Raw genomic sequence first — 21,630 nt, 5'->3', positions numbered from 1 at the left:
TAGCAAACATCACCTTGGACCTCATCCAAGGTGACGAATAACAAAATACTTTTAAATAAAATTTTAAGATTAGCCTTTTAAAGTATTGTTCTAATTTTATTTTTGATTCCTTATCTTTAAAAATGAATCAATTTTCTTCTTCTCCATTTCAAAATAAATCGGCAGTCTTCATTTGTATTTATAGTTTAGGTCTATTAGCTTTACTTCCCCATTCTCAATTTTTTTATCACTCTCTAAAATATAAAAGGTCACGGCGTTATCCCTACTCTTCTACGAGTTTCGCTCAAGTAAAAGGACAATCGCTTTCACTCTCTCCTTGTGAAGTAGAGACAAACAATACTTTATCTGATGCAGCTTTAATTCAAGAACTTATGGCTGTGTTCGGAAATGATACTTTATGGAAACGTGCGACTCAGCCTGAACATCCTTATAAAGCTTTTGGCAAAAGAAAGAAGAAGAACTCTTCAGCTCAGATTTCATCCACAAATCCACTGAGTGCAAGCTGGGCCACCATTTCAACTTGGATGCCTTTTGAAAATGACCTTGATTTAGGCTCTAACTCTGAGAGTGATGTGTATGTCCAGTTTCTGGCTAAAAAGAAATGGAATTTGAGACATAACATTAGCTTTGATACAGAGCAGATATTTCGCTACGGATCTACTAGCCGAAATTACACTGAAACCACGCTAAACCTAACGCAAAAAATGCAAGATAACACATTATTTTCTAATAAATTTAATGTAAACAAGAGCGAAAATGAAGATTACAACTGGGGCAATTGGACTTTTCAACAATTTGAGTTTGTAAAAGATAATAGTCTGACTTACGGTATTTATAGCGGTGGCGTATATACCAAAAATGATATTCGACTAAATAGCTGGGGTCCTTATATTTCATGGCGTCAACCGATATGGAGAGATTGGATTTTTATGCAAAATGATCTTAATTTTTTTAACCATATTGATGATGATCCGAAACACCAACTCAGCGTTCAAATAAATCTAGAAGCTAATTTTTAATCAAAAATCATCAAGTTGTGGATAACTCTTTCTTTATCCACAAAAAAAAGCCCCTGATAGTTCAGGGGCTTTTTTAAAGCTAAATTACTTGAGTAATAAACTATTAATACGTTTCACATAAGCTGCTGGGTCTTCAGGTAAACCTCCTTCAGCAATCACAGCCTGATCGAAAATCACGTTTGCCAAATCATCAAACTGTTCTGAACCTTCAAGTTTTTTCACTAAAGGATGCTCAGGGTTAATTTCTAAAATCGGTTTGATTTCTGGCACTGCTTGTCCAGCTTGTTTTAGCATGCGAATAAGTTGAGGAGACAACTCACCTTCACTTGTCACTAAACACGCTGGAGAATCAACTAGACGTGTAGTTACACGTACTTCTTTAGTTTTAGCCTTTAATGAGTCACTTAGTTTCTCAACAACAGGCTTAAACTGTTCAGCTGCTTGCTCAAGTGCTTTCTTCTCTTCAGCATCTTGCAAATCGCCTAAATCAACAGCCCCTTTCGACACATTCTTTAATGGCGTACCGTCAAACTCTTGAACAAAATTCATTGCCCATTCGTCAACACGCTCTGCCATTAATAACACTTCAATGCCTTTTTTCTTAAACAACTCAAGCTGCGGCGAGTTTTTCGCTGCTGCTAGACTGTCAGCAGTCACATAATAGATGGCTTTTTGGCCCTCTTTCATACGTGCCTTATAGTCAGCAAAAGAAGTCGTTACTTCATCATTTGTTGAAGTCGCATAACGTAATAATTTTAAAATACGTTCACGGTTACCAAAGTCTTCGCCCAAGCCTTCTTTAAGTACTGAACCAAACTCACTGTAGAAGGTTTTGAATTTTTCTTGGTCTTTTTCATCTTCCGATTTAGCCAAACCATCAAGTACAGTTAATACACGGCGTGCATTACCTTCACGAATCGTTTTGACATCACGGCTTTCTTGCAACAACTCACGGCTAACATTAAGCGGTAAATCAGCACTATCCACTACACCTTGGACAAAGCGCAAATAGTTTGGAATTAAGTTATCTGCATCGTCCATAATAAAGACGCGTTTTACATATAGCTTAATTCCCGCTTTTGCTTCACGAGTAAAAATGTCATGTGGTGCTTTACTTGGAATATAGAGTAATTGGGTATATTCCGTACTACCTTCAACACGGTTATGTGCCCAAGCCAATGGTGCTTCAAAGTCATGAGTTAAGTTTTTATAGAACTCAATATATTGCTCTTCAGTCACTTCGCTTTTATTACGTGTCCATAAAGCACTTGCCGAGTTAATCGCTTCCCACTCGTCAGTTTTGACCATTTGGCCGCCTTTAGGCTCTTCACCTTCAGCAACCTCTTCTTCTTGCCAAACTTCTTTTTGCATTTCAATTGGCAAGCTAATGTGGTCAGAGTATTTATTAACAATTTGCTTAACTTTATAAGATTCTAAATAATCAAGCGCATCATCACGTAAGTGAAGAATAATGTCGGTACCACGTGAAGTTTTATCAATTTGCTGAACTTCAAACTCGCCTGTGCCACCACTAATCCAGCGCACCCCTTCAGATGCCTCTAGACCCGCACGGCGTGATTCAACCGTAATCTTGTCTGCAACAATAAAACCTGAATAAAAACCAACACCAAATTGACCAATCAACTGAGCATCTGCTTTTTGATCGCCAGTCAATTTTGACATGAAATCTTTAGTGCCTGACTTAGCAATTGTACCTAAGTTATCAATTGCTTCTTGTTGGCTTAAACCAATACCGTTATCAGAAATCGTTAAGGTTTTATCTTCTTTATTTAAGCTGATTCGTACATGTAAGTCTGGATCATTTTCATAATATTCAGGATGATTAATTCCTTCAAAACGTAACTTATCACATGCATCTGATGCATTAGAGATAAGCTCACGTAAGAAAATCTCAGGGTTAGAATAGAGAGAATGCGTCACTAAATGTAAAAGCTGGGCAACTTCTGCTTGGAAACTATAATTTTGTGATGCTTGTTCACTCATAAATCACTCCTTAAATTTTGAAGCTGTTTGTTCTCGAATGCTTTATGAATGGAGTACTTCTAGAATTTTTCAATCCTGAATATTAAAAATTTTTACTCTAATTAAAATGGGCCGTGGCTTAACACCCTATCTTGCAATATCGTATCTAACTGCTTTTGACGTTGTTGGTAAGCTTTGCTAATACAACTGACATTGGCAGCACAAGCATTTCTTTTTTTCAGCCATTGCTGCTGGGTATCTTTCTGGTTATCTCGCCCACCCATAGGTAAAGCATGCAGAACGATTTGATATGTCGTTGCCATTTTTACATCTGCATCATTTAAAGAACGGTTCTTACAAATACTTTTTTCCGTTTTCGTTTTTGCAGCATCGCAAGAAAAACTTGCAGCTTGTAAATTTTGAGTAAAAGCAATACCGCTCAAAAGTGCTAAACAAATCGCTAATTTGTTATTCATGTTTTTATTCCCATGCTTGTAATGAATAGAAATTAGTTTAGAAAAAAACTTGCAGAAAATATGTGTAAAACTGTCTGTTTTATGCTTTTTTTAGTGCAAATAAAATCCATAAAAAAACCTCACATAAAATATATGTGAGGTGCCTGAGTCTAGGTTTATTATTATATTTTTCTATTTATTATTATGCTTAAAATTTATAGCTATAACCCAAAGTATAAACAAAAGGATTAATATCTAGATCAAACTTGTAGTTAGCAATTGATGGATCAATTGTTACTTCCGGACTAATATCAGCATAACGTACATCTACAAATACACCCCAGTTTTTAGCATCAGCAGGTTGGAAATTAAAACCAACTTGACCTGCCAAACCAAAATCTTCTTTAACCTTTACCGCTGCACCTTCTTCATCCCAAGGAATAAATGCTGTAGCACCAATACCAATATACGGTGTGAAACGTGTAGAGTTTTTAAAATGATATTTTGCAGTAATTGTTGGTGGTAATTGTTTTATACGTGCTGCATTTTTACCATCTAGCAATACATCATGATTAATAGGTGTTGCTAATAATAATTCTGCCGAAAATGGAGACTGACCAAAAAAGTATTCTACCGATGGTGTAAATGCATATTCATGATCTGCTTTTACCACGCCTAAAGGTGTTGTTGTATCTTCAGATGGAGCAATAACACTACCACCAAATTTCACTTGCCAGTTACCAGCAAAAGTAAAAGAAGACATCCCCATTAATGCAATAACCAAAGCTTTTTTGAACACTTTAATATCTCCAACCTTATTTATATTTATAATAAACATTTATTTTAAAACCATGCAATACTCATTATAAAATTATTTTATAGTTTATTTTTAAACTACTGTTTTAAATAAAATTATATATTATCCAACTATTTTAATAGGTTTTTATCCCAACCTCATTAATCAAGATTATTTTATATTACCAACTATTTTAATATACTTTCAAATTCCGAGTATTTTAATATAATTTATTTTAAATACATGTTTTATTTAGACAATAAAAAACCTTCTTAATTTAAATCTAAAGATCATGATTAAGAAGGTTTATACTTTAATATTTTATAAAAACTTTATAAAACCATTGCAGCAATCCAGCCAAAAATTAATAGCGGAATATTAAAGTGAATAAAGGTAGGTACGACTGTATCCCAAATATGATCGTGTTGCCCATCTACTCCTAAACCAGCTGTTGGCCCTAAGGTTGAATCAGAGGCTGGCGATCCAGCATCACCTAATGCTGCTGCTGTACCAATAAGTGCAATCGTTGCTAATGGTGAGAAACCAAACTGCACGCATAAAGGCACGTAAATAACAGCTAATACAGGAACACTTGAGAAAGATGAACCAATACCAATTGTCACAAATAAGCCAATACAAAGCATTAAGAATGCTGCAAGTGCACGGTTATCTCCAATAATCTCGACTACACCATTTACTAACTGATTAATATCACCAGTATGAGTCATTACTGAGGCGAAACCGGCAGCAGAAATCATGATAAAGCCCACTAAAGCCATCATTCGCATGCCTTGTACAAAAACATCATCTGCATCTTGCCATTTAAAAATTCCGGCAGTAGATAGAACAGCAAAACCGACTAAACCACCCAAAATCATCGAACCTGAATACAGCTGCGCAGCAAGTGTCAAGCCAATCGCGAGTAGTGCCATCAAGATCGTTTTCTTTGCAATAACTGGTGCTTGCTCTGCTTCATGCTTTAACTCTTCAGCATCTGCTTTTAAGTCGGCTGTTTCAACTTGAGTAGTTGCACGAATAGGTTTATCTAAATCAATCGTGGTCACAGGTGTAATCGCACGATCAGCATAAATTCTTGGTTTACGGTAGCTAATAAATACAGCAACCAAGGTGCCTAATACCATACCTAAAACAGGAATGGCCATGCCAATTGGCATCATTGCCCGATCAACATGTAAGCCGTACGCTGCCCCAATTTTGTTGATATTTCCCATTAGAATCTGTTCAAGGAAAATTGCACCAAATCCAACTGGAAGAAAAATATAAGTACCAACCAAACCTAGCGTAAGTACACAGGCTGCGGCGCGGCGGTCTAATTTTAAATGGTTCATTACCCGTAACAGTGGCGGAACCAGTACAGGAATAAAGGCAATATGAACTGGAATAAGGTTTTGAGAGAAAATAGCAGAAATTAATAAAATACCTAAGAGGAGATATTTCACTTTAGTCTGACGGCTTTTTCCAGCTTCCATTCCCAATAGACCAATCAGCTTATGGGCAAGTAAATCAGGCAATCCAGATTTTGAAAGTGCCAGAGCAAATGCCCCTAACACTGCATAGGCAAGTGCAACTTCAGCACCATCGCCAAGACCAGCGTTAAAAGCTTCAACGGTTTGGGAAAGGCTTAAACCTGCTACGAGGCCGCCCACAATGGCAGAAACCACTAAAGTCAGTACGACAGAAACGCGCGCCAGTGATAATAAGAACATCACTGCAATCGCAATAACGACAGCATTCATGAATAAGTTCAGAGCAAAACAAAAGGCGATATTCTAGCAGATTCATATCTATGAAGCCGAAAATATCGCCGAATTAACAGTTTTATGCAGTTATTTCACTGTTACGCTTGAGCTTTAATAAACTCACGAATATGAGTTGCTATTTTCTCTGGCTCACTCAGAATGGCCCAGTGATTTGCATTAAGCTCTACATATTCAAATTTTTCAACCCACTTTGGCATAGCCTCAGTGATGTATTCAGGACTCACAAAAGTATCATATTTTAAAATAACAGCCTTAACTGGACACTGTGCATAACGTTGACGTGGGCCAGTTAAGCGAGGAATAAAATTGGCACGATATAAATTAATGCCATATTTACCATCAGCATTAATATTATTATTTAAAGGTAAATTACTTTTCCTTTCCAACTGAGTAAGAACTTTACCCCATTTTTCAGGACTAAATAGAGACCATACAGTTGGTGCTAATAACGGAAGATGAAATGCCCCGATATACCAAGATTTGGTTAATATTTTTAGGATTTGAGCTGGTGAAGATTTAAATTTATCACGTAAAAATAAAGCAGCATGATCAAGACATGGTCCAGAAATGGTGGTATATGATAATAAACGACCTTTGAACTTAGGCTCGGTGACAGACTCCCAAGACTGAATTGATCCCCAATCATGTGCAGCCATATGGAATTGACGATTTGGTAATAACTCATCAACAACTTCTTGGAGATCTAGAGATAAACGCTCTAAACGATAATCACGTATACGTTTTGGTATAGATGACAAACCAGCTCCACGCACATCGTAAGTAACAATATAGAAGTCATTGATCAAATGCTCAATGATTGATTCCCATACTTCTTGATTGTCAGGATAACCATGTACTAAAACCAACGGTGTATTTTTTTCGTCACCCCATGTTTTAGCACAAAGCGTTTGTTGATCACTTGTTGTTACTGTATGAACTTTTGGCTGCATAATCATTTCCTATCTTGTTTTTCAATCGATCATGTCGTTAGTCGGATAGAGCATTGCCATCAATATAAAAAAGATGATACTTATCTAGTATGAATACTGTTGCAATAAAAAAAATTGACTATTATGGCTATTTTAAGAAGACTTCAGAACAATCCTACGATTTCAAAATTTCTATTTAATCACTATCCCCCTTATCGTGGCGCAGGGATTTATATTGAAATCATGAATTTAGAACTTTGCCATGTGCGTGTAAAGATGCCGCTGACTTGGAAAAACCAAAATTTAGTCGGTACACATTTTGGTGGAAGCCTTTATTCAATGGTTGACCCATTTTATATGATGATTCTTATGCATCATCTCGGATCAAAATATATTGTTTGGGACAAAGCTGCCGAAATCAATTTTCTTTCTCCAGGACGCAGTACTGTACATGCAGATATTCGAGTTGATTTAGCTGAAATAGAACAAATTCGTGAACTTGCCGAGAACTATGAACCTGTTTTAAGAACATATCATCTAAACATTTTTGATGAATCTGGGGTAAGAATTGCAGAGGTTCAAAAAACGCTTTATATCAGACGTAAAAAAGCGAAACCTTTTCCTCAATAAAAAATAAGCGCTAAAAGCGCTTATTTTTTTATTTGTTAATTTTTTATCTTTTCTCTTCAATCGCAGCACCAGCACCACCACCGATCGCACCGCCAATTGCAGCACCAGAGTCACCACCAATCAGTGCTTTACCTACGACTGAACCGATACCAGCACCAATCGCACTCTTAGTCGTTGTCTGTTTACTGCCGCCTTGGGTATTAGAGCCTACGCCTGCACCTACCGCTGCGCCTAAGCCTGCACCAATACCTCCACCTACATGGTTACCTAAACCACCACCAAGTGCTCCACCTGCTGCTGCTGCACCAATACGTTGGTCAGATGGGCTCATATTTTGGCAGCCTGTGAACATAAGTGTAGACAACATTAAAGCAGAAACTAATCCAATTGTTTTTTTCATGACCGTTCTCACAATGATCTGTTCTAGAGAAAAGAATAATCCCCTTTTATGAGGAATTTGATCAGATTGTGTTATCCGTCTGTCCTAATCGATTGATATTTTGTAAAGCTCTGCCTTTTATATTTATTAAGCCAAATTTTAATTATAAAAAAGAAGTCTTTAATCACATAAAGACTTCTTTAGTTTAACAATTATTTAAGGATATTTTTAGTACTTCCCTTTCTTCTCTTCATAGGCTGCACCGGCACTACCACCCAATGCTCCACCTGTAGCAGCACCAGCGTCACCACCAATAATTGCTCCACCTAATACAGCGCCGACACCAGCACCAATTGCACTATTACGTACGGTTTTACTGCTAGACCCTTTTGCATTAGCCGCAACACCTGCACCGAGTGCCGCTCCTAGACCTGCACCTATATTACCGCCCACGTGTTTTCCTACTGCACCACCTGCACCACCACCAATAGCAGCTGAACCAATACGTTGACTTTCTGGGCTTGCATTCTGACAACCAACAAACAAAGTTGTAGACATCAGGCCAACACTAACAATCATCATCATTTTTTTCATTAGATTTACTCCAGTCTTCATAAGCAGGTAGCCTAATGTGTTTTTGTGGAGTCTTTATCCCGCTTAGGTAATAAAATAATAACTCTTTAATATATTTATGTAATTACAATTTAAAATTGTTATAAATAAAAAAGGCACCCTAAGGTGCCTTTTTTAGTGCCAGTCTAAACTTAGAATTGTTCAGAGTTTAATGCTTGGCTAAATGCTTGGTCTACTTCGCTGAAGTCATTATGAAGCTCATGCTCTGCAGCTTCTGCTTCTTGGCGACGACGCTCTAAGTGGTACGCAAGACCAGTACCTGCTGGAATCAAGCGACCTACTACAACGTTTTCTTTCAAGCCACGTAAATCATCTTCTTTACCTGTTACAGCCGCTTCAGTTAACACACGAGTTGTTTCCTGGAACGATGCAGCAGAGATGAACGAGTCAGTAGAAAGCGATGCTTTCGTAATACCCATCAATTGACGTTCAAACTTCGCAGGGAACTTGTTCTGAGCCAAGACAGCTTGGTTCTCTTGAACAACGCGGATGTAATCCACTTGCTCGCCTTTAATGAAGCTTGTATCACCGCCATCAGTGATATCAACTTTACGCAACATTTGACGTACGATAACTTCAATGTGCTTATCGTTGATTTTTACACCTTGGAGACGGTAAACGTCTTGAACTTCGTTCACGATGTAGTTAGTTAATGCAACTTCACCTTTCAAACGCAAGATGTCATGTGGGTTTTGTGGACCATCAGAAATAGTCTCACCACGGTTCACATGCTCGCCTTCGAATACGTTGATTTGACGCCATTTTGGAATCAATTCTTCGTAAATCTCAGAACCATCATCAGGAGTAATTACCAAACGGTTTTTACCCTTAGTCTCTTTACCGAAGCTTACAACACCTGATACTTCAGCAAGAATTGCATGCTCTTTTGGCTTACGCGCTTCGAACAAGTCAGCTACACGCGGAAGACCACCGGTAATATCACGAGTACGTGATGTTTCTTGTGGTACACGACCAATAACGTCACCCACACCAATCGTTTCGCCATCACGGACAGTTACGATTGTATTTTGTGGCAAGAAGTAGAACTGTTCGCCGCCATCTGTTGTATCCAACACGATTGCAGGACGTAAATCTTTACCAGAAGCAGGACGAGCTGTTACAGGCAAGATTTCAACAGTAGTCATACCAGTTGCATCATCAGTTTTCGATGTTGCAGTTACGCCATCAGCGATTTGGCTGAAGCGCGCTTTACCAGCAACTTCTGTTACTAATGGATGTGTATGCGGATCCCAAGTCGCTACGATACCGCCAGCTTCTACAGCTTCACCATCTTTCAACAAGATGCTTGCACCGTAAGGAAGTTTATAACGCTCGCGCTCACGACCTAAATCATCGGCAATACCAATTTCACCTGAACGTGAAACTGAAACCAAATGGCCTTTTGCATGTTGTACAGTTTTCACGTTATGGAAACGTACAGTACCTTTGTTACGTACTTGAACACTGTTCGCAGCAGAAGTTCGGCTCGCAGCACCACCAACGTGGAACGTACGCATCGTTAACTGTGTACCCGGCTCACCGATTGACTGTGCAGCCATTACACCGACTGATTCACCTGGGTTCACCAAGTGACCACGTGCAAGGTCACGACCATAACAACGAGCACATACACCGAATGTTGATTCACATGCGATTACAGAGCGTACTTTAACTTCATCGACACCAGCTTCTTCAAGCTGAGCTGCGATTTTCTCGTCAATTAACGTACCACGAGGTAATACAACTTCATCATCAGATGCACGACGTACGTCTTCAGCAGTTACACGACCTAATACGCGGTCACGTAATGGCTCGATGACATCACCACCCTGAATGAATGGAGTCATTACTAAACCACCCGCTGTACCACAGTCAGGTTCAGTAATTACCAAGTCTTGCGCTACGTCTACAAGACGACGAGTCAAGTAACCAGAGTTCGCAGTTTTCAATGCTGTATCGGCCAAACCTTTACGCGCACCGTGTGTTGAAATAAAGTACTGAAGTACTGTTAAACCTTCACGGAAGTTCGCTTTAATCGGAGTCTCAATAATCGAGCCATCCGGTTTTGCCATCAAACCACGCATACCAGCAAGCTGACGAATCTGCGCCGCACTACCACGGGCACCCGAGTCAGACATCATATAGATGCTGTTGAATGATTTTTGTTTCTCGTCTTCACCTTGTTTGTTTTTAACAAGTGTATAAGACAAGTTATCCATCATTGCTTTAGCAACTTGGTCGTTTGTACGCGCCCAGATATCGACAACTTTGTTATAACGCTCACCAGCAGTTACGAAACCTTGTTCGAACTGTTGTTCGATTTCACGAACTTCTGTTTCTGCTTTATCAATAATTGTGTGCTTAGTAGGTGGAATGAGCATGTCTTCCATACCTACAGATACACCTGAACGAGTCGCTTGACGGAAGCCCAAGTACATTAATTGGTCAGCAAAGATAACTGTATCTTTCAAACCAAGTTTACGGTAGCAAGAGTTGATCAATTTAGAGATGTTCTTTTTAGTCATCTCAAGGTTGATCATGTCAAAGCTCAAGCCTTGTGGAACAATTTCCCAAAGCAAACAACGACCAGGTGTTGTATCAACAATAATAGTTTGGTGTTCACGTTCACCATTTTCATTGATAACAGTTTGGTGTACACGTACTTTAACACGCGCATGGATCGCAACCTGACCAGTAGCAAGTGCACGGTTTACTTCATGAGTATCCGCGAACACCATGCCTTCACCTTTGGCATTTACAGCATCACGTGTGATGTAGTAAAGACCCAAGACAACGTCCTGAGAAGGAACAATGATTGGCTCACCGTTTGCTGGTGACAAGATGTTGTTTGTTGACATCATCAATGCACGAGCTTCTAACTGTGCTTCAAGTGTCAATGGAACGTGTACCGCCATTTGGTCACCATCGAAGTCGGCGTTAAACGCAGCACAAACGAGTGGGTGAAGACGGATTGCCTTACCTTCAATAAGAATAGGTTCAAATGCTTGAAGACCTAAACGGTGAAGTGTTGGCGCACGGTTCAACATTACTGGGTGTTGACGAATTACAGAAGCAAGAACGTCCCAAACTTCCGGAGTCTCACGCTCAACCATTTTCTTCGCAGCTTTAATGGTAGTTGCCTGACCTGAAGCTTGTAGTTTCGCGAAAATGAATGGCTTGAATAATTCAAGTGCCATTTTCTTCGGAAGACCACATTGGTGAAGACGTAAAGTAGGACCTACAGTAATTACCGAACGACCAGAATAGTCAACACGCTTACCTAATAAGTTCTGACGGAAACGACCTTGTTTACCTTTGATCATATCTGCCAAAGATTTTAATGGACGCTTGTTAGAACCAGTAATTGCACGACCACGACGACCGTTATCAAGCAATGCATCTACAGACTCTTGTAACATACGTTTTTCGTTACGTACGATGATATCTGGAGCAGCAAGGTCAAGAAGACGCTTCAAACGGTTGTTACGGTTAATGACACGACGGTATAAATCGTTCAAGTCAGAAGTCGCGAAACGACCACCTTCAAGTGGAACTAATGGACGTAAATCAGGTGGAAGTACCGGAAGTACATTCATCACCATCCATTCTGGCTTGTTGTTTGAATCTTTGAATGCTTCCATCAATTTCAAGCGTTTAGACGCTTTTTTCAACTTCGTTTCAGAAGTTGTTTGAGGAATTTCTTCACGTAAACGTGCGATTTCAGCTTCAAGATCGATATCTTTCAACAAGTCCTGAACCGCTTCTGCACCCATTTTCGCAGTGAATTCATCACCGTGTTCTTCAAGTGCATTGAAGTATTCTTCGTCTGTTAAAAGTTGATACTTTTCAAACGGAGTCATACCTGGGTCAGTTACAACGTATGATTCGAAATACAATACACGTTCGATATCACGAAGTGTCATATCTAATAATAAACCGATACGGCTCGGTAACGATTTTAAGAACCAGATATGTGCAACTGGAGAAGCAAGTTCAATGTGACCCATACGTTCACGACGAACTTTCGCTGTAGTTACTTCAACGCCACATTTTTCACAAATGACGCCTTTGTACTTCATACGCTTGTATTTACCACACAAGCATTCGTAATCTTTTACTGGACCAAAAATTTTGGCACAGAACAAACCGTCACGTTCTGGTTTAAAAGTACGGTAGTTAATTGTCTCAGGTTTTTTAACTTCACCATGAGACCATGACTTAATCATTTCTGGTGACGCAAGACCAATACGGATACGGTCAAACTCAATTGGTGCATGACCATCTGAGTCCGTTTTCTTACGCATGATATCGAGCAAGTCTTTCAATTTTTTTCTCCGTGTGTCGGGAAGCAATGCTTACCCGACTGGGTCACAAATATTGTTTTTACCTAAAAAATCGTGAGTCTTACGACTTAGTCACCATTTTTCAGTTCAATGTTGATACCTAAAGAACGGATCTCTTTGGTCAATACGTTGAACGATTCAGGCATACCCGGGTCCATATAATGGTTACCATCTACAATATTCTTATAGATGCGTGTACGACCTTCAACGTCATCCGACTTAACAGTTAACATCTCTTGGAGAGTATATGCTGCGCCGTAAGCTTCGAGTGCCCAGACCTCCATCTCACCGAAACGCTGACCACCGAATTGTGCTTTACCACCAAGCGGTTGCTGTGTAACAAGAGAGTAAGAACCAGTTGAACGCGCATGCATCTTGTCATCAACCAAGTGGTTCAATTTGAGCATGTACATGTAACCTACAGTTACAGGACGATCAAACTGTTCACCAGTACGGCCATCAAACAATACTGTTTGACCTGTACGAGAGATACCAGCTAACTCAAGCAAGTCTTTAATTTGACTTTCTTCAGCACCATCGAATACAGGAGTAGCCAAAGGTACACCAGCACGTAAGTTGCCTGAAAGTGCCAAGACTTCAGCATCAGTTAAGCTATCAAGATCTTCTTGCTCACCACCGACTTTGTTATAAATCTTGTCTAAGAATTCACGCAGTTCTAAAACTGTACGCTGTTCTTTCAACATTTTCTCGATTTTATCACCAAGCCCTTTAGCCGCCATACCTAAGTGAGTCTCAAGAATCTGACCCACGTTCATACGAGATGGTACGCCCAACGGGTTCAATACGATATCTACTGGTACACCGTTAGCATCGTGTGGCATGTCTTCAACAGGTAAGATGTTAGATACAACACCCTTGTTACCGTGACGACCAGCCATCTTATCACCAGGCTGAATACGACGTTTAACAGCTAAGTAAACTTTAACAACTTTCAATACGCCAGTTGTTAATTCATCACCTGTTGCAAGCTTACGTTTCTTCTCAGCGAATTTCTCGTCAATTTCTGCGCTCTTTTCTTTTAAGAACACTTGAATTTGAGTTAAACGCTCAGCGATTGCTTCATCTGCCGGTTGAATTTCAAGTAAATCAACAAGCTCTAAACCAGATAACACTTCTTCAACGAGTTTGTCACCACGTTTAGTTGAACCACCGCCATTAGACTCTTGGCCTTTAAGCAAACGAATTACACGCTCACGAGCTGCTTCTTCAAAGATCTTGTATTCTTCTTTCAAGTCTTTACGGTAAGCATCAAGTTGTGCTTTTTCGATCGCCAATGCACGGTCATCTTTCTCTAAGCCATCACGAGTGAAGACTTGAACATCGATAACTGTACCTTTTGTACCAGATGGAACACGTAAAGATGAATCTTTAACATCAGCTGCTTTCTCACCAAAGATTGCACGAAGCAATTTTTCTTCAGGAGTTAACTGTGTTTCACCTTTAGGCGTTACTTTACCAACGAGGATGTCACCTGCTGTAACTTCAGCACCGATATAAACAATACCTGATTCATCAAGTTTAGAAAGTGCAGCTTCACCAACGTTAGGAATATCGGCAGTAATTTCTTCTGCACCTAACTTAGTATCACGCGCTACACAAGATAATTCTTGAATATGAATAGAAGTTAAACGGTCTTCTTGAAGTACGCGCTCAGATAATAAGATCGAGTCTTCATAGTTGTAACCATTCCAAGTCATGAACGCAACGCGCATGTTTTGACCAAGCGCAAGCTCCCCCATATCTGTAGACGGACCGTCTGCCAAGATATCACCGCGAGCAACTTTGTCGCCCAAATTCACGATAATATTTTGGTTGATACAAGTGTTCTGGTTAGAACGCGTATATTTAATGAGGTTGTAGATATCTACCCCAGCCTCACCAGCGATCATTTCATCTTCGTTTACACGAATAACGATACGAGAAGCATCTACGTATTCAATTGCACCACCACGGTTTGCGATCACACACACACCTGAGTCACGTGCAACGTTCGCTTCCATACCTGTACCTACAAGCGGTTTATCCGCACGTAGAGTAGGAACTGCCTGACGTTGCATGTTTGAACCCATAAGTGCACGGTTCGCGTCATCGTGTTCAAGGAATGGAATAAGTGATGCAGCAACAGATACGACCTGCTGAGCAGAAACGTCCATATGCGTCACTTTTTCTGGTGGCATACGTACGAATTCACCTTGATGACGAACAGAAACAAACTCTTCTGTTAAGTTGCCATCTTTATCTACTGCAGAATCGGCCTGTGCAATAACAGTACCTACTTCTTCAATCGCAGAAAGGTATTCAACTGCATCGGTTACTCGACCATCTACCACTTTACGGTAAGGTGTTTCCAAGAAACCAAAGTCATTTGCTTTTGCATATACTGAAAGCGAGTTGATCAAACCAATGTTTGGACCTTCCGGCGTTTCAATTGGACATACACGACCATAGTGAGTTTGATGTACGTCACGTACTTCAAAGCCCGCACGTTCACGTGTTAAACCACCAGGCCCAAGCGCTGATACACGACGTTTATGAGTAATCTCAGATAATGGGTTGTTTTGGTCCATGAACTGAGATAATTGGCTTGAACCAAAGAATTCTTTGATTGCAGCAGCAACTGGTTTAGCGTTAATTAGATCTTGTGGAGACAAGTTATCTGTTTCTGCTTGGCTTAAACGTTCTTTAACTGCACGTTCAACACGAACCAAACCAACACGGAATTGGTTTTCAGTCATTTCACCAACAGAACGTACACGACGGTTACCCAAGTGATCGATATCGTCGACTTCACCTTTACCGTTACGGATTTCAACTAATGTACGTAATACATCAATGATATCTTCGTGCGATAAAATACCTTCTACTTCACGTGACTTCTGGTCAGTACCAACTTCGTATGGACGACCCAAACGACGGTTGAACTTCATACGACCTACTGGAGATAAGTCATAACGCTCAGAAGAGAAGAATAAGTTATTGAATAAGTTTTCAGCAGCTTCTTTTGTTGGCGGCTCGCCTGGACGCATTACTTTATAAATTTCAACTAATGCTTCTTCACGACCAGCCGTTGTATCTGCACGTAAAGTGTCAGCAACAAACGAACCACGGTCAATATCGTTCGTAAACAAGATATTGAACTGTTTAACACCACCTTCTGCCAACTTCACCATAACTTCATGGCTTAACAAAGTATTCGCAGCAATTACTTCACCATCACGCAAAGTAATATTTTCAGCAGTGATACGCTCATATAAGTATTCATCAGGAACTGAAAGTTTTGTTAAACCAGCAGCTTCCATTTGACGTACGTGACGAGCATTAATACGCTTACCTTGCTCAACAATAACTTTACCGTCATTGTCAGCAATATCAAATTGAGCCATTTCCCCACGTAAACGTTCAGGTACTAGGTCAATCTGGTAACTGCCCATGTCAAGATACACAGGTACTTTTTCATAGAACAAATTCAAGATTTGTTCGTTGTTATAACCTAGTGCACGTAACACAACAGTAGCAAGTAATTTACGACGACGGTCAATACGTACGTAAACTAAGTCTTTCGCATCAAATTCGAAGTCTAACCATGAACCACGGTAAGGAATGATACGTGCTGAATACAACACTTTACCACTTGAGTGGGTTTTACCTTTATCGTGATCAAAGAAAACGCCTGGTGAACGATGTAATTGAGATACGATTACACGCTCAGTACCATTAATGACGAATGTACCGTTTTCAGTCATGAGTGGAATTTCACCCATATAGACTTCTTGTTCTCGTACGTCTTTAATTGATTTAGTTTCGCGATCTTTAATAATCAAACGAATTTTAACGCGCATTGGTGCCGCATAAGTCGAACCACGAAGAATACATTCGCGTACATCGAACTCAGGTTTACCAAGGCTATACTCAACAAATTCTAAAGCAGCATTGCCAGAATAACTTTCGATAGGAAAAACTGAACGAAATGCGGCTTGGAGACCGATATCTTCGCGGTTTTTTGGAGTTTTGCCATCTTGCAAGAATGTTCTGTACGAATCGACCTGGATCGAAAGTAAGTACGGTGCATCCATTACTTGGGGCAATTTACCAAAATTCTTACGGATCCGTTTCTTTTCGGTATATGAGTATGCCATCTGGAGTCCTCGGAAAGTAAACCAAGCCCGCCTGCAGAACGGGCTCAGAAGGAATTACGCAGGCCGATATGGCCACCACTGTTTACAAATGCTGCAATTTTTAGTGGTATAAAAACGCTTAACAATATTTTTAAAAAAGAAAAATATTGGTAAACATTTGAAATTACTTGTTTTATTTGAATTTTTCTAAAAAACAAACAAAACTAACAAAAATCGAGCCGATTATTGTAACGCAAAAAGGCTGATGACCCAAGAGCCATCAGCCATTTTATGGAGCCGATTTAAAAACCGACTCCTTTTACAATTACTTAAGTGTAACTGTAGCACCAGCTTCTTCAAGTTTCTTCTTAAGTTCTTCGCCTTCTTCTTTAGAAACGCCTTCTTTAAGAACTTGAGGAGCACCTTCAACTAGGTCTTTAGCTTCTTTAAGACCAAGGCCAGTTGCTTCACGAACTGCTTTAATTACAGCTACTTTGTTAGCACCGAAAGAAGTCAACTCAACGTTGAATTCAGATTGTTCTTCAGCAGCAGCAGCAGCGCCACCAGCTGGAGCAGCAACAGCAACAGCTGCAGCTGAAACGTTGAATTTCTCTTCGAAAGCAGAAATTAATTCAACAAGTTCAAGAACAGTTTTTTCAGCAACTGCGTTTAAGATTTCTTCGTTAGTTAAAGCCATGAGAATAACTCCAAATGGATATTGAATGGTGTGTAAAATTGATTAAGCAGCTTCTGACTCGTTTTTCTCTTTGAGCGCTGTAATAAGGCGACCCAATTTCGAAATAGGAGCTTGAAGGACAGAGGCAAGCATAGTAAGAGCTTTCTCTTGGTTCGGAAGGTTTGCAATTACGCTAACGTCAGCACCTTGATAAACTTTGCCGTCAAATGCAGCAGCTTTTAACTCAAATGCTTTGTTAGTTTTAGCAAAATCTTCGAACAAACGTGCAGCTGCACCCATGTCATCTTCAGAAGTTGAAAAACCTAGAATTGTTGGACCAACAAGGTTGTCGTTCAAGATATTGAATTGAGTATCTTGAAGTGCGCGTTTAGCCAAAGTGTTACGTACAATACGTGTAGAAACACCTAACTTACGAGCTTCAACACGAAGTGTTGTTAATTGCTCTACGCTTAAGCCTTGGTAGTCAGCAACAACGGCTGCAAACGCCTTAGAAGCAACTTCACTTACTTCCGCAACGATCTGTTTTTTGTCTTCAATAAGAAGAGCCATTGTAAAACCTCCTAAGGTGATTTATGTACCCAATGGGCACACTCCCAATTCGTAAGCCTTTCGACTTACACGCGGAGGAGGAACAAATCACACCACCGCGTCTACGCAGGCTGGTTTATTAAGAAAAGTGCTATTCGAAAACGGCATCTTTTCGCCTGAGGTCTTTGACGCTGATAAATTCTCATTTATCAATTCAAAGTCCGCCTGACGGGTAAGGATAAAGGTTTGCTCCACCCAACCAAATAGAAAACATTTCTATTTAAGTTCTGTCCCCAATCAGGACTTTAAAATTCTTTACTAAGTCTAAACTTAGTTAGAAACGTTGTTTACATCAACTGTAAGACCAGGACCCATAGTTGAGCTCAAAGTGATCTTTTTGATGTATACACCTTTAGAAGTTGCAGGTTTTAACTTTTTCAAGTCAGCAACTAAGGTTTCAACGTTTTGACGGATAGCAGCAGCATCAAAGCCTAATTGACCGATCGCAGCATGGATAATACCCGCTTTGTCTACACGGTAACGAGCCTGACCAGATTTAGCGTTTTTAACAGCATTCGCTACGTCAGGAGTTACAGTACCAACTTTAGGGTTTGGCATTAAACCACGTGGACCAAGAATTGTACCGAGCTTACCAACAACACGCATAGCGTCAGGAGCAGCGATTACAACATCAAAGTCAAGGTTTCCACCTTGGATGCTTTCAGCAAGGTCATCAAAACCTACAACATCAGCACCAGCTTCTTTAGCAGCTTCTGCTTGCGCGCCTTGAGCAAATACAGCTACACGTACAGTTTTACCAGTACCTGCAGGTAATGTAGTTGCGCCACGAACAACCTGGTCAGATTTACGTGGGTCTACACCAAGATTTACAGCTACATCCAAAGATTCTTTGAACTTTGCAGCAGGTAGGCTGTTAAGAACTTGTACTGCTTCTTCCAAAGTGTAAACTTTGTTTGCTTCAACAGCAGCAGCAATGGCTTTTTGACGTTTAGTTAACTTTGCCATGTCTTATAGCTCCACTTCCAAGCCCATAGAACGTGCAGAACCAGCGATGGTACGAACACGTGCGTCTAAATCAGCACCAGTTAAATCCGGTTCTTTAGTAGTCGCAATTTCTTCTAACTGAGCACGAGTCAACTTACCAACTTTAGTTTTGTTTGGTACAGATGAACCCTTTTGAATACCAGCAGCTTTCTTAAGAAGAATAGAAGCTGGAGGAGTTTTCATGATGAATGTGAACGACTTGTCGTTGTACACAGTAATCACTACAGGAATTGGAAGACCTGGTTCAACTTTTTGTGTAGCAGCATTGAATTCTTTACAGAATGCCATGATGTTTACACCACGTTGACCTAATGCAGGACCAATTGGTGGAGATGGATTTGCTTTACCAGCTGGAACTTGCAGCTTGATATAGCCGTCAATCTTCTTAGCCATTTTAAAATACCTCTGGGTACAAACGCCGCTAGGCTCCCCAATCTTTACGCAACACTACTGTTACAACAACAATGCCCGATAAAATCGGGCGCTTTTCAACCAATTGAGATTAAATCGTTTTTTCGACTTGGCGAAACTCGAGTTCAACCTGAGTTGGTCGATTAAATACATTAATCGTCAACGTTAAACGTGACTTATCGTATTGAACTTCTTCCACCACACCTTTAAAGTCTGTGAATGGACCGTCAATAACAAGTAATTCTTCACCTGGTTCAAACATCGTTTTAGGACGTGGCGCTTCACCAGTATTACGTACACGCGCAAGAATCGCATCTGCTTCACGTTGAGTGATTGGTGCTGGTTTTTCAGGTGTACCACCGATAAAACCTAGAACCTTTGGACATTCTTTAACGATATGCCAAGTATCATCATTCATTTCCATTTCGACTAACACATAGCCAGGAAAGAATTTACGCTCAGATTTACGTTTCTTACCATCCTTCATTTCTACCACTTCTTCGGTAGGAACAAGGACATCACCAAAGCTATCGGCAACAGCGCTACGCTGGATTCGTTCTGTAAGTGAACGCATCACTTGTTTTTCATAGCCAGAGTAGGCATGAATAATGTACCAACGTTTCATAGCTCTTTTACCCGATAATCAACTTAATTAACCAACCCAAACCATAGTCAAAGCACCATAAAACCAATGATGCGACAACTACAACCAATAGAACCTGCCACGATGTAGTGACTGTTTCTTGTTTTGTTGGCCAAGTTACTCGACGCAATTCGACTCGTGCATCTTTTAGCAAGCGAACGAAGCCTTTACCTTGATGGGTGGCGTATAATAAACCTAAAGCCACAACGATACAAGCAAAAATTGCCCCAACGCGCACCCAAACATTATTTGCAGGTTCCCAATACGCTGGCAAATGCTGATTCACCATAGTAGCTAAAAGCAACAATGCTATTGCTATCACCCATAGAACAATATCTAAAGGCGAACCAGAACGAACAACTTCAGCAGAATTATTTCTTTGAGGAATTGGCGCGTCGCTCAATGCGTCACGCGATTTATCATTCGACATTTTTGTACTCGTCGTAGAACTCGCGACTTATTATATGAACAACTAAGCCAGCATCAAGCTTTTTATTTCAAAATATGGCAGGGCAGGAGGGACTCGAACCCCCAACATTCGGTTTTGGAGACCGACGCTCTACCAATTGAACTACTGACCTATAATGCAAGTTGAGAGCCAAAGCCCTCAACCTGAGACGTAATCCGTCACTATAATATGCTTATGCAGTTACTTTCGCAACAACACCAGCACCTACAGTACGACCACCTTCACGGATCGCAAAACGTAGACCTGGGTCCATTGCGATTGGGTGGATTAATTCTACTGACATTTCAACGTTGTCGCCTGGCATAACCATTTCAACGCCGTCTTGTAATTGGATTGCACCAGTTACGTCAGTTGTACGGAAGTAGAACTGTGGACGGTAACCATTTAAGAATGGAGTGTGACGACCACCTTCTTCTTTAGAAAGTACGTATACTTCTGCGTCGAATTTAGTGTGCGGCTTGATTGTACCTGGTTTAGCAAGTACTTGACCACGTTGTACGTCTTCACGCTTAGTACCACGAAGTAAGATACCACAGTTCTCACCTGCACGGCCTTCGTCAAGAAGTTTACGGAACATTTCTACGCCAGTTACAGTTGTTTTAACTGTATCTTTAATACCAACGATCTCTACTTCTTCACCAACTTTAACGATACCAGCTTCTACACGGCCTGTTACTACAGTACCACGACCAGAAATTGAGAATACGTCTTCGATTGGCATTAAGAATGCTTT

At 40.2% G+C, this 21,630-nt stretch carries 18 protein-coding genes and 1 tRNA gene; 2 read left to right on the top strand and 17 right to left on the bottom strand.

What is annotated here, in order from left to right:
* Positions 1-122 precede the first annotated feature (122 nt).
* Positions 123-1,019: a hypothetical protein gene (locus J580_RS17440; RefSeq protein ID WP_032005079.1), complete on the top strand. Its 897-nt coding sequence runs from the start codon at positions 123-125 to the stop codon at positions 1,017-1,019.
* A gap of 84 nt (positions 1,020-1,103) precedes the next feature.
* Here J580_RS17440 and htpG read toward each other — a convergent pair whose 3' ends face one another.
* The 5 genes from htpG to J580_RS17415 form a co-directional block, all read right to left on the bottom strand.
* Positions 1,104-3,023 (bottom strand): molecular chaperone HtpG, encoded by a 1,920-nt coding sequence (gene htpG, locus J580_RS17435; protein WP_032005078.1) that lies wholly within the window; start codon positions 3,021-3,023, stop codon positions 1,104-1,106.
* A 101-nt stretch (positions 3,024-3,124) separates the two neighbouring features.
* Entirely contained in the window at positions 3,125-3,478 is a 354-nt protein-coding gene (locus tag J580_RS17430) for a lysozyme inhibitor LprI family protein (protein ID WP_001060531.1), read from the bottom strand.
* 187 nt (positions 3,479-3,665) lie between these two features.
* Entirely contained in the window at positions 3,666-4,256 is a 591-nt protein-coding gene (locus tag J580_RS17425) for an OmpW/AlkL family protein (RefSeq protein ID WP_005065804.1), read from the bottom strand.
* Positions 4,257-4,585: 329 nt separating this feature from the next.
* Positions 4,586-6,010, bottom strand: coding sequence for a Na+/H+ antiporter family protein (locus J580_RS17420; protein ID WP_002114813.1), 1,425 nt, complete (start codon positions 6,008-6,010; stop codon positions 4,586-4,588).
* 101 nt (positions 6,011-6,111) lie between these two features.
* A complete protein-coding gene (locus tag J580_RS17415) occupies positions 6,112-6,990 on the bottom strand; it encodes an alpha/beta fold hydrolase (RefSeq protein ID WP_080591616.1) in 879 nt (292 codons plus the stop codon).
* 117 nt (positions 6,991-7,107) lie between these two features.
* Here J580_RS17415 and J580_RS0104395 point away from each other — a divergent pair, with 117 nt between their 5' ends.
* Positions 7,108-7,593, top strand: coding sequence for a DUF4442 domain-containing protein (locus J580_RS0104395; protein ID WP_005079397.1), 486 nt, complete (start codon positions 7,108-7,110; stop codon positions 7,591-7,593).
* 43 nt (positions 7,594-7,636) lie between these two features.
* On the opposite strand, the gene J580_RS17410 is transcribed toward J580_RS0104395, so the two are convergent.
* The 12 genes from J580_RS17410 to J580_RS17355 all read right to left on the bottom strand — a co-directional run.
* Positions 7,637-7,993 (bottom strand): hypothetical protein, encoded by a 357-nt coding sequence (locus tag J580_RS17410; RefSeq protein ID WP_002115127.1) that lies wholly within the window; start codon positions 7,991-7,993, stop codon positions 7,637-7,639.
* 207 nt (positions 7,994-8,200) lie between these two features.
* Entirely contained in the window at positions 8,201-8,566 is a 366-nt protein-coding gene (locus tag J580_RS17405) for a hypothetical protein (protein WP_005065793.1), read from the bottom strand.
* Positions 8,567-8,736: 170 nt separating this feature from the next.
* Entirely contained in the window at positions 8,737-12,930 is a 4,194-nt protein-coding gene (gene rpoC / locus J580_RS17400; RefSeq protein WP_002114988.1) for a DNA-directed RNA polymerase subunit beta', read from the bottom strand.
* An 86-nt stretch (positions 12,931-13,016) separates the two neighbouring features.
* Positions 13,017-17,105 (bottom strand): DNA-directed RNA polymerase subunit beta, encoded by a 4,089-nt coding sequence (gene rpoB / locus J580_RS17395; protein ID WP_002114857.1) that lies wholly within the window; start codon positions 17,103-17,105, stop codon positions 13,017-13,019.
* Between the two features lie 304 nt (positions 17,106-17,409).
* Positions 17,410-17,781, bottom strand: a complete 372-nt coding sequence (rplL, locus tag J580_RS17390; protein ID WP_001229360.1) for a 50S ribosomal protein L7/L12 — start codon at positions 17,779-17,781, stop codon at positions 17,410-17,412.
* Positions 17,782-17,823: 42 nt separating this feature from the next.
* Positions 17,824-18,330, bottom strand: coding sequence for a 50S ribosomal protein L10 (gene rplJ, locus J580_RS17385; protein ID WP_002115099.1), 507 nt, complete (start codon positions 18,328-18,330; stop codon positions 17,824-17,826).
* 309 nt (positions 18,331-18,639) lie between these two features.
* Complete coding sequence (rplA, locus tag J580_RS17380) at positions 18,640-19,335, bottom strand: 50S ribosomal protein L1 (RefSeq protein ID WP_005065788.1); 696 nt, start codon at positions 19,333-19,335, stop codon at positions 18,640-18,642.
* A 3-nt stretch (positions 19,336-19,338) separates the two neighbouring features.
* A complete protein-coding gene (gene rplK, locus J580_RS17375) occupies positions 19,339-19,767 on the bottom strand; it encodes a 50S ribosomal protein L11 (protein WP_001074682.1) in 429 nt (142 codons plus the stop codon).
* Between the two features lie 109 nt (positions 19,768-19,876).
* Positions 19,877-20,410, bottom strand: a complete 534-nt coding sequence (gene nusG, locus J580_RS17370; protein WP_002115092.1) for a transcription termination/antitermination protein NusG — start codon at positions 20,408-20,410, stop codon at positions 19,877-19,879.
* A 7-nt stretch (positions 20,411-20,417) separates the two neighbouring features.
* A complete protein-coding gene (secE, locus tag J580_RS17365) occupies positions 20,418-20,858 on the bottom strand; it encodes a preprotein translocase subunit SecE (protein WP_032005077.1) in 441 nt (146 codons plus the stop codon).
* Positions 20,859-20,933: 75 nt separating this feature from the next.
* Positions 20,934-21,009: transfer RNA gene (locus J580_RS17360), tRNA-Trp, on the bottom strand.
* 60 nt (positions 21,010-21,069) lie between these two features.
* A partial coding sequence (locus tag J580_RS17355; protein ID WP_032005076.1) for an EF-Tu/IF-2/RF-3 family GTPase occupies positions 21,070-21,630 on the bottom strand: 561 nt, incomplete at its 5' end.

It is taken from the genome of Acinetobacter sp. 1542444 (genome assembly GCF_000581835.1).
GTDB lineage: Bacteria > Pseudomonadota > Gammaproteobacteria > Pseudomonadales > Moraxellaceae > Acinetobacter > Acinetobacter pittii.
The sequence above is the reverse complement of the archived record's forward strand: the minus strand, read 5'-3'. Positions and strand labels throughout refer to the sequence as shown.

What these genes read in the sequence shown, in the direction of transcription:
- J580_RS17440 (WP_032005079.1), top strand. Translation starts at nt 123, where the DNA reads ATGAATCAATTTTCTTCTTCTCCATTTCAAAATAAATCGGCAGTCTTC.
- htpG (WP_032005078.1), bottom strand. Translation starts at nt 3,023, where the DNA reads ATGAGTGAACAAGCATCACAAAATTATAGTTTCCAAGCAGAAGTTGCC.
- J580_RS17430 (WP_001060531.1), bottom strand. Translation starts at nt 3,478, where the DNA reads ATGAATAACAAATTAGCGATTTGTTTAGCACTTTTGAGCGGTATTGCT.
- J580_RS17420 (WP_002114813.1), bottom strand. Translation starts at nt 6,010, where the DNA reads ATGAATGCTGTCGTTATTGCGATTGCAGTGATGTTCTTATTATCACTG.
- J580_RS17415 (WP_080591616.1), bottom strand. Translation starts at nt 6,990, where the DNA reads ATGATTATGCAGCCAAAAGTTCATACAGTAACAACAAGTGATCAACAA.
- J580_RS0104395 (WP_005079397.1), top strand. Translation starts at nt 7,108, where the DNA reads ATGGCTATTTTAAGAAGACTTCAGAACAATCCTACGATTTCAAAATTT.
- J580_RS17410 (WP_002115127.1), bottom strand. Translation starts at nt 7,993, where the DNA reads ATGAAAAAAACAATTGGATTAGTTTCTGCTTTAATGTTGTCTACACTT.
- J580_RS17405 (WP_005065793.1), bottom strand. Translation starts at nt 8,566, where the DNA reads ATGAAAAAAATGATGATGATTGTTAGTGTTGGCCTGATGTCTACAACT.
- rpoB (WP_002114857.1), bottom strand. Translation starts at nt 17,105, where the DNA reads ATGGCATACTCATATACCGAAAAGAAACGGATCCGTAAGAATTTTGGT.
- rplL (WP_001229360.1), bottom strand. Translation starts at nt 17,781, where the DNA reads ATGGCTTTAACTAACGAAGAAATCTTAAACGCAGTTGCTGAAAAAACT.
- rplJ (WP_002115099.1), bottom strand. Translation starts at nt 18,330, where the DNA reads ATGGCTCTTCTTATTGAAGACAAAAAACAGATCGTTGCGGAAGTAAGT.
- rplA (WP_005065788.1), bottom strand. Translation starts at nt 19,335, where the DNA reads ATGGCAAAGTTAACTAAACGTCAAAAAGCCATTGCTGCTGCTGTTGAA.
- rplK (WP_001074682.1), bottom strand. Translation starts at nt 19,767, where the DNA reads ATGGCTAAGAAGATTGACGGCTATATCAAGCTGCAAGTTCCAGCTGGT.
- nusG (WP_002115092.1), bottom strand. Translation starts at nt 20,410, where the DNA reads ATGAAACGTTGGTACATTATTCATGCCTACTCTGGCTATGAAAAACAA.
- secE (WP_032005077.1), bottom strand. Translation starts at nt 20,858, where the DNA reads ATGTCGAATGATAAATCGCGTGACGCATTGAGCGACGCGCCAATTCCT.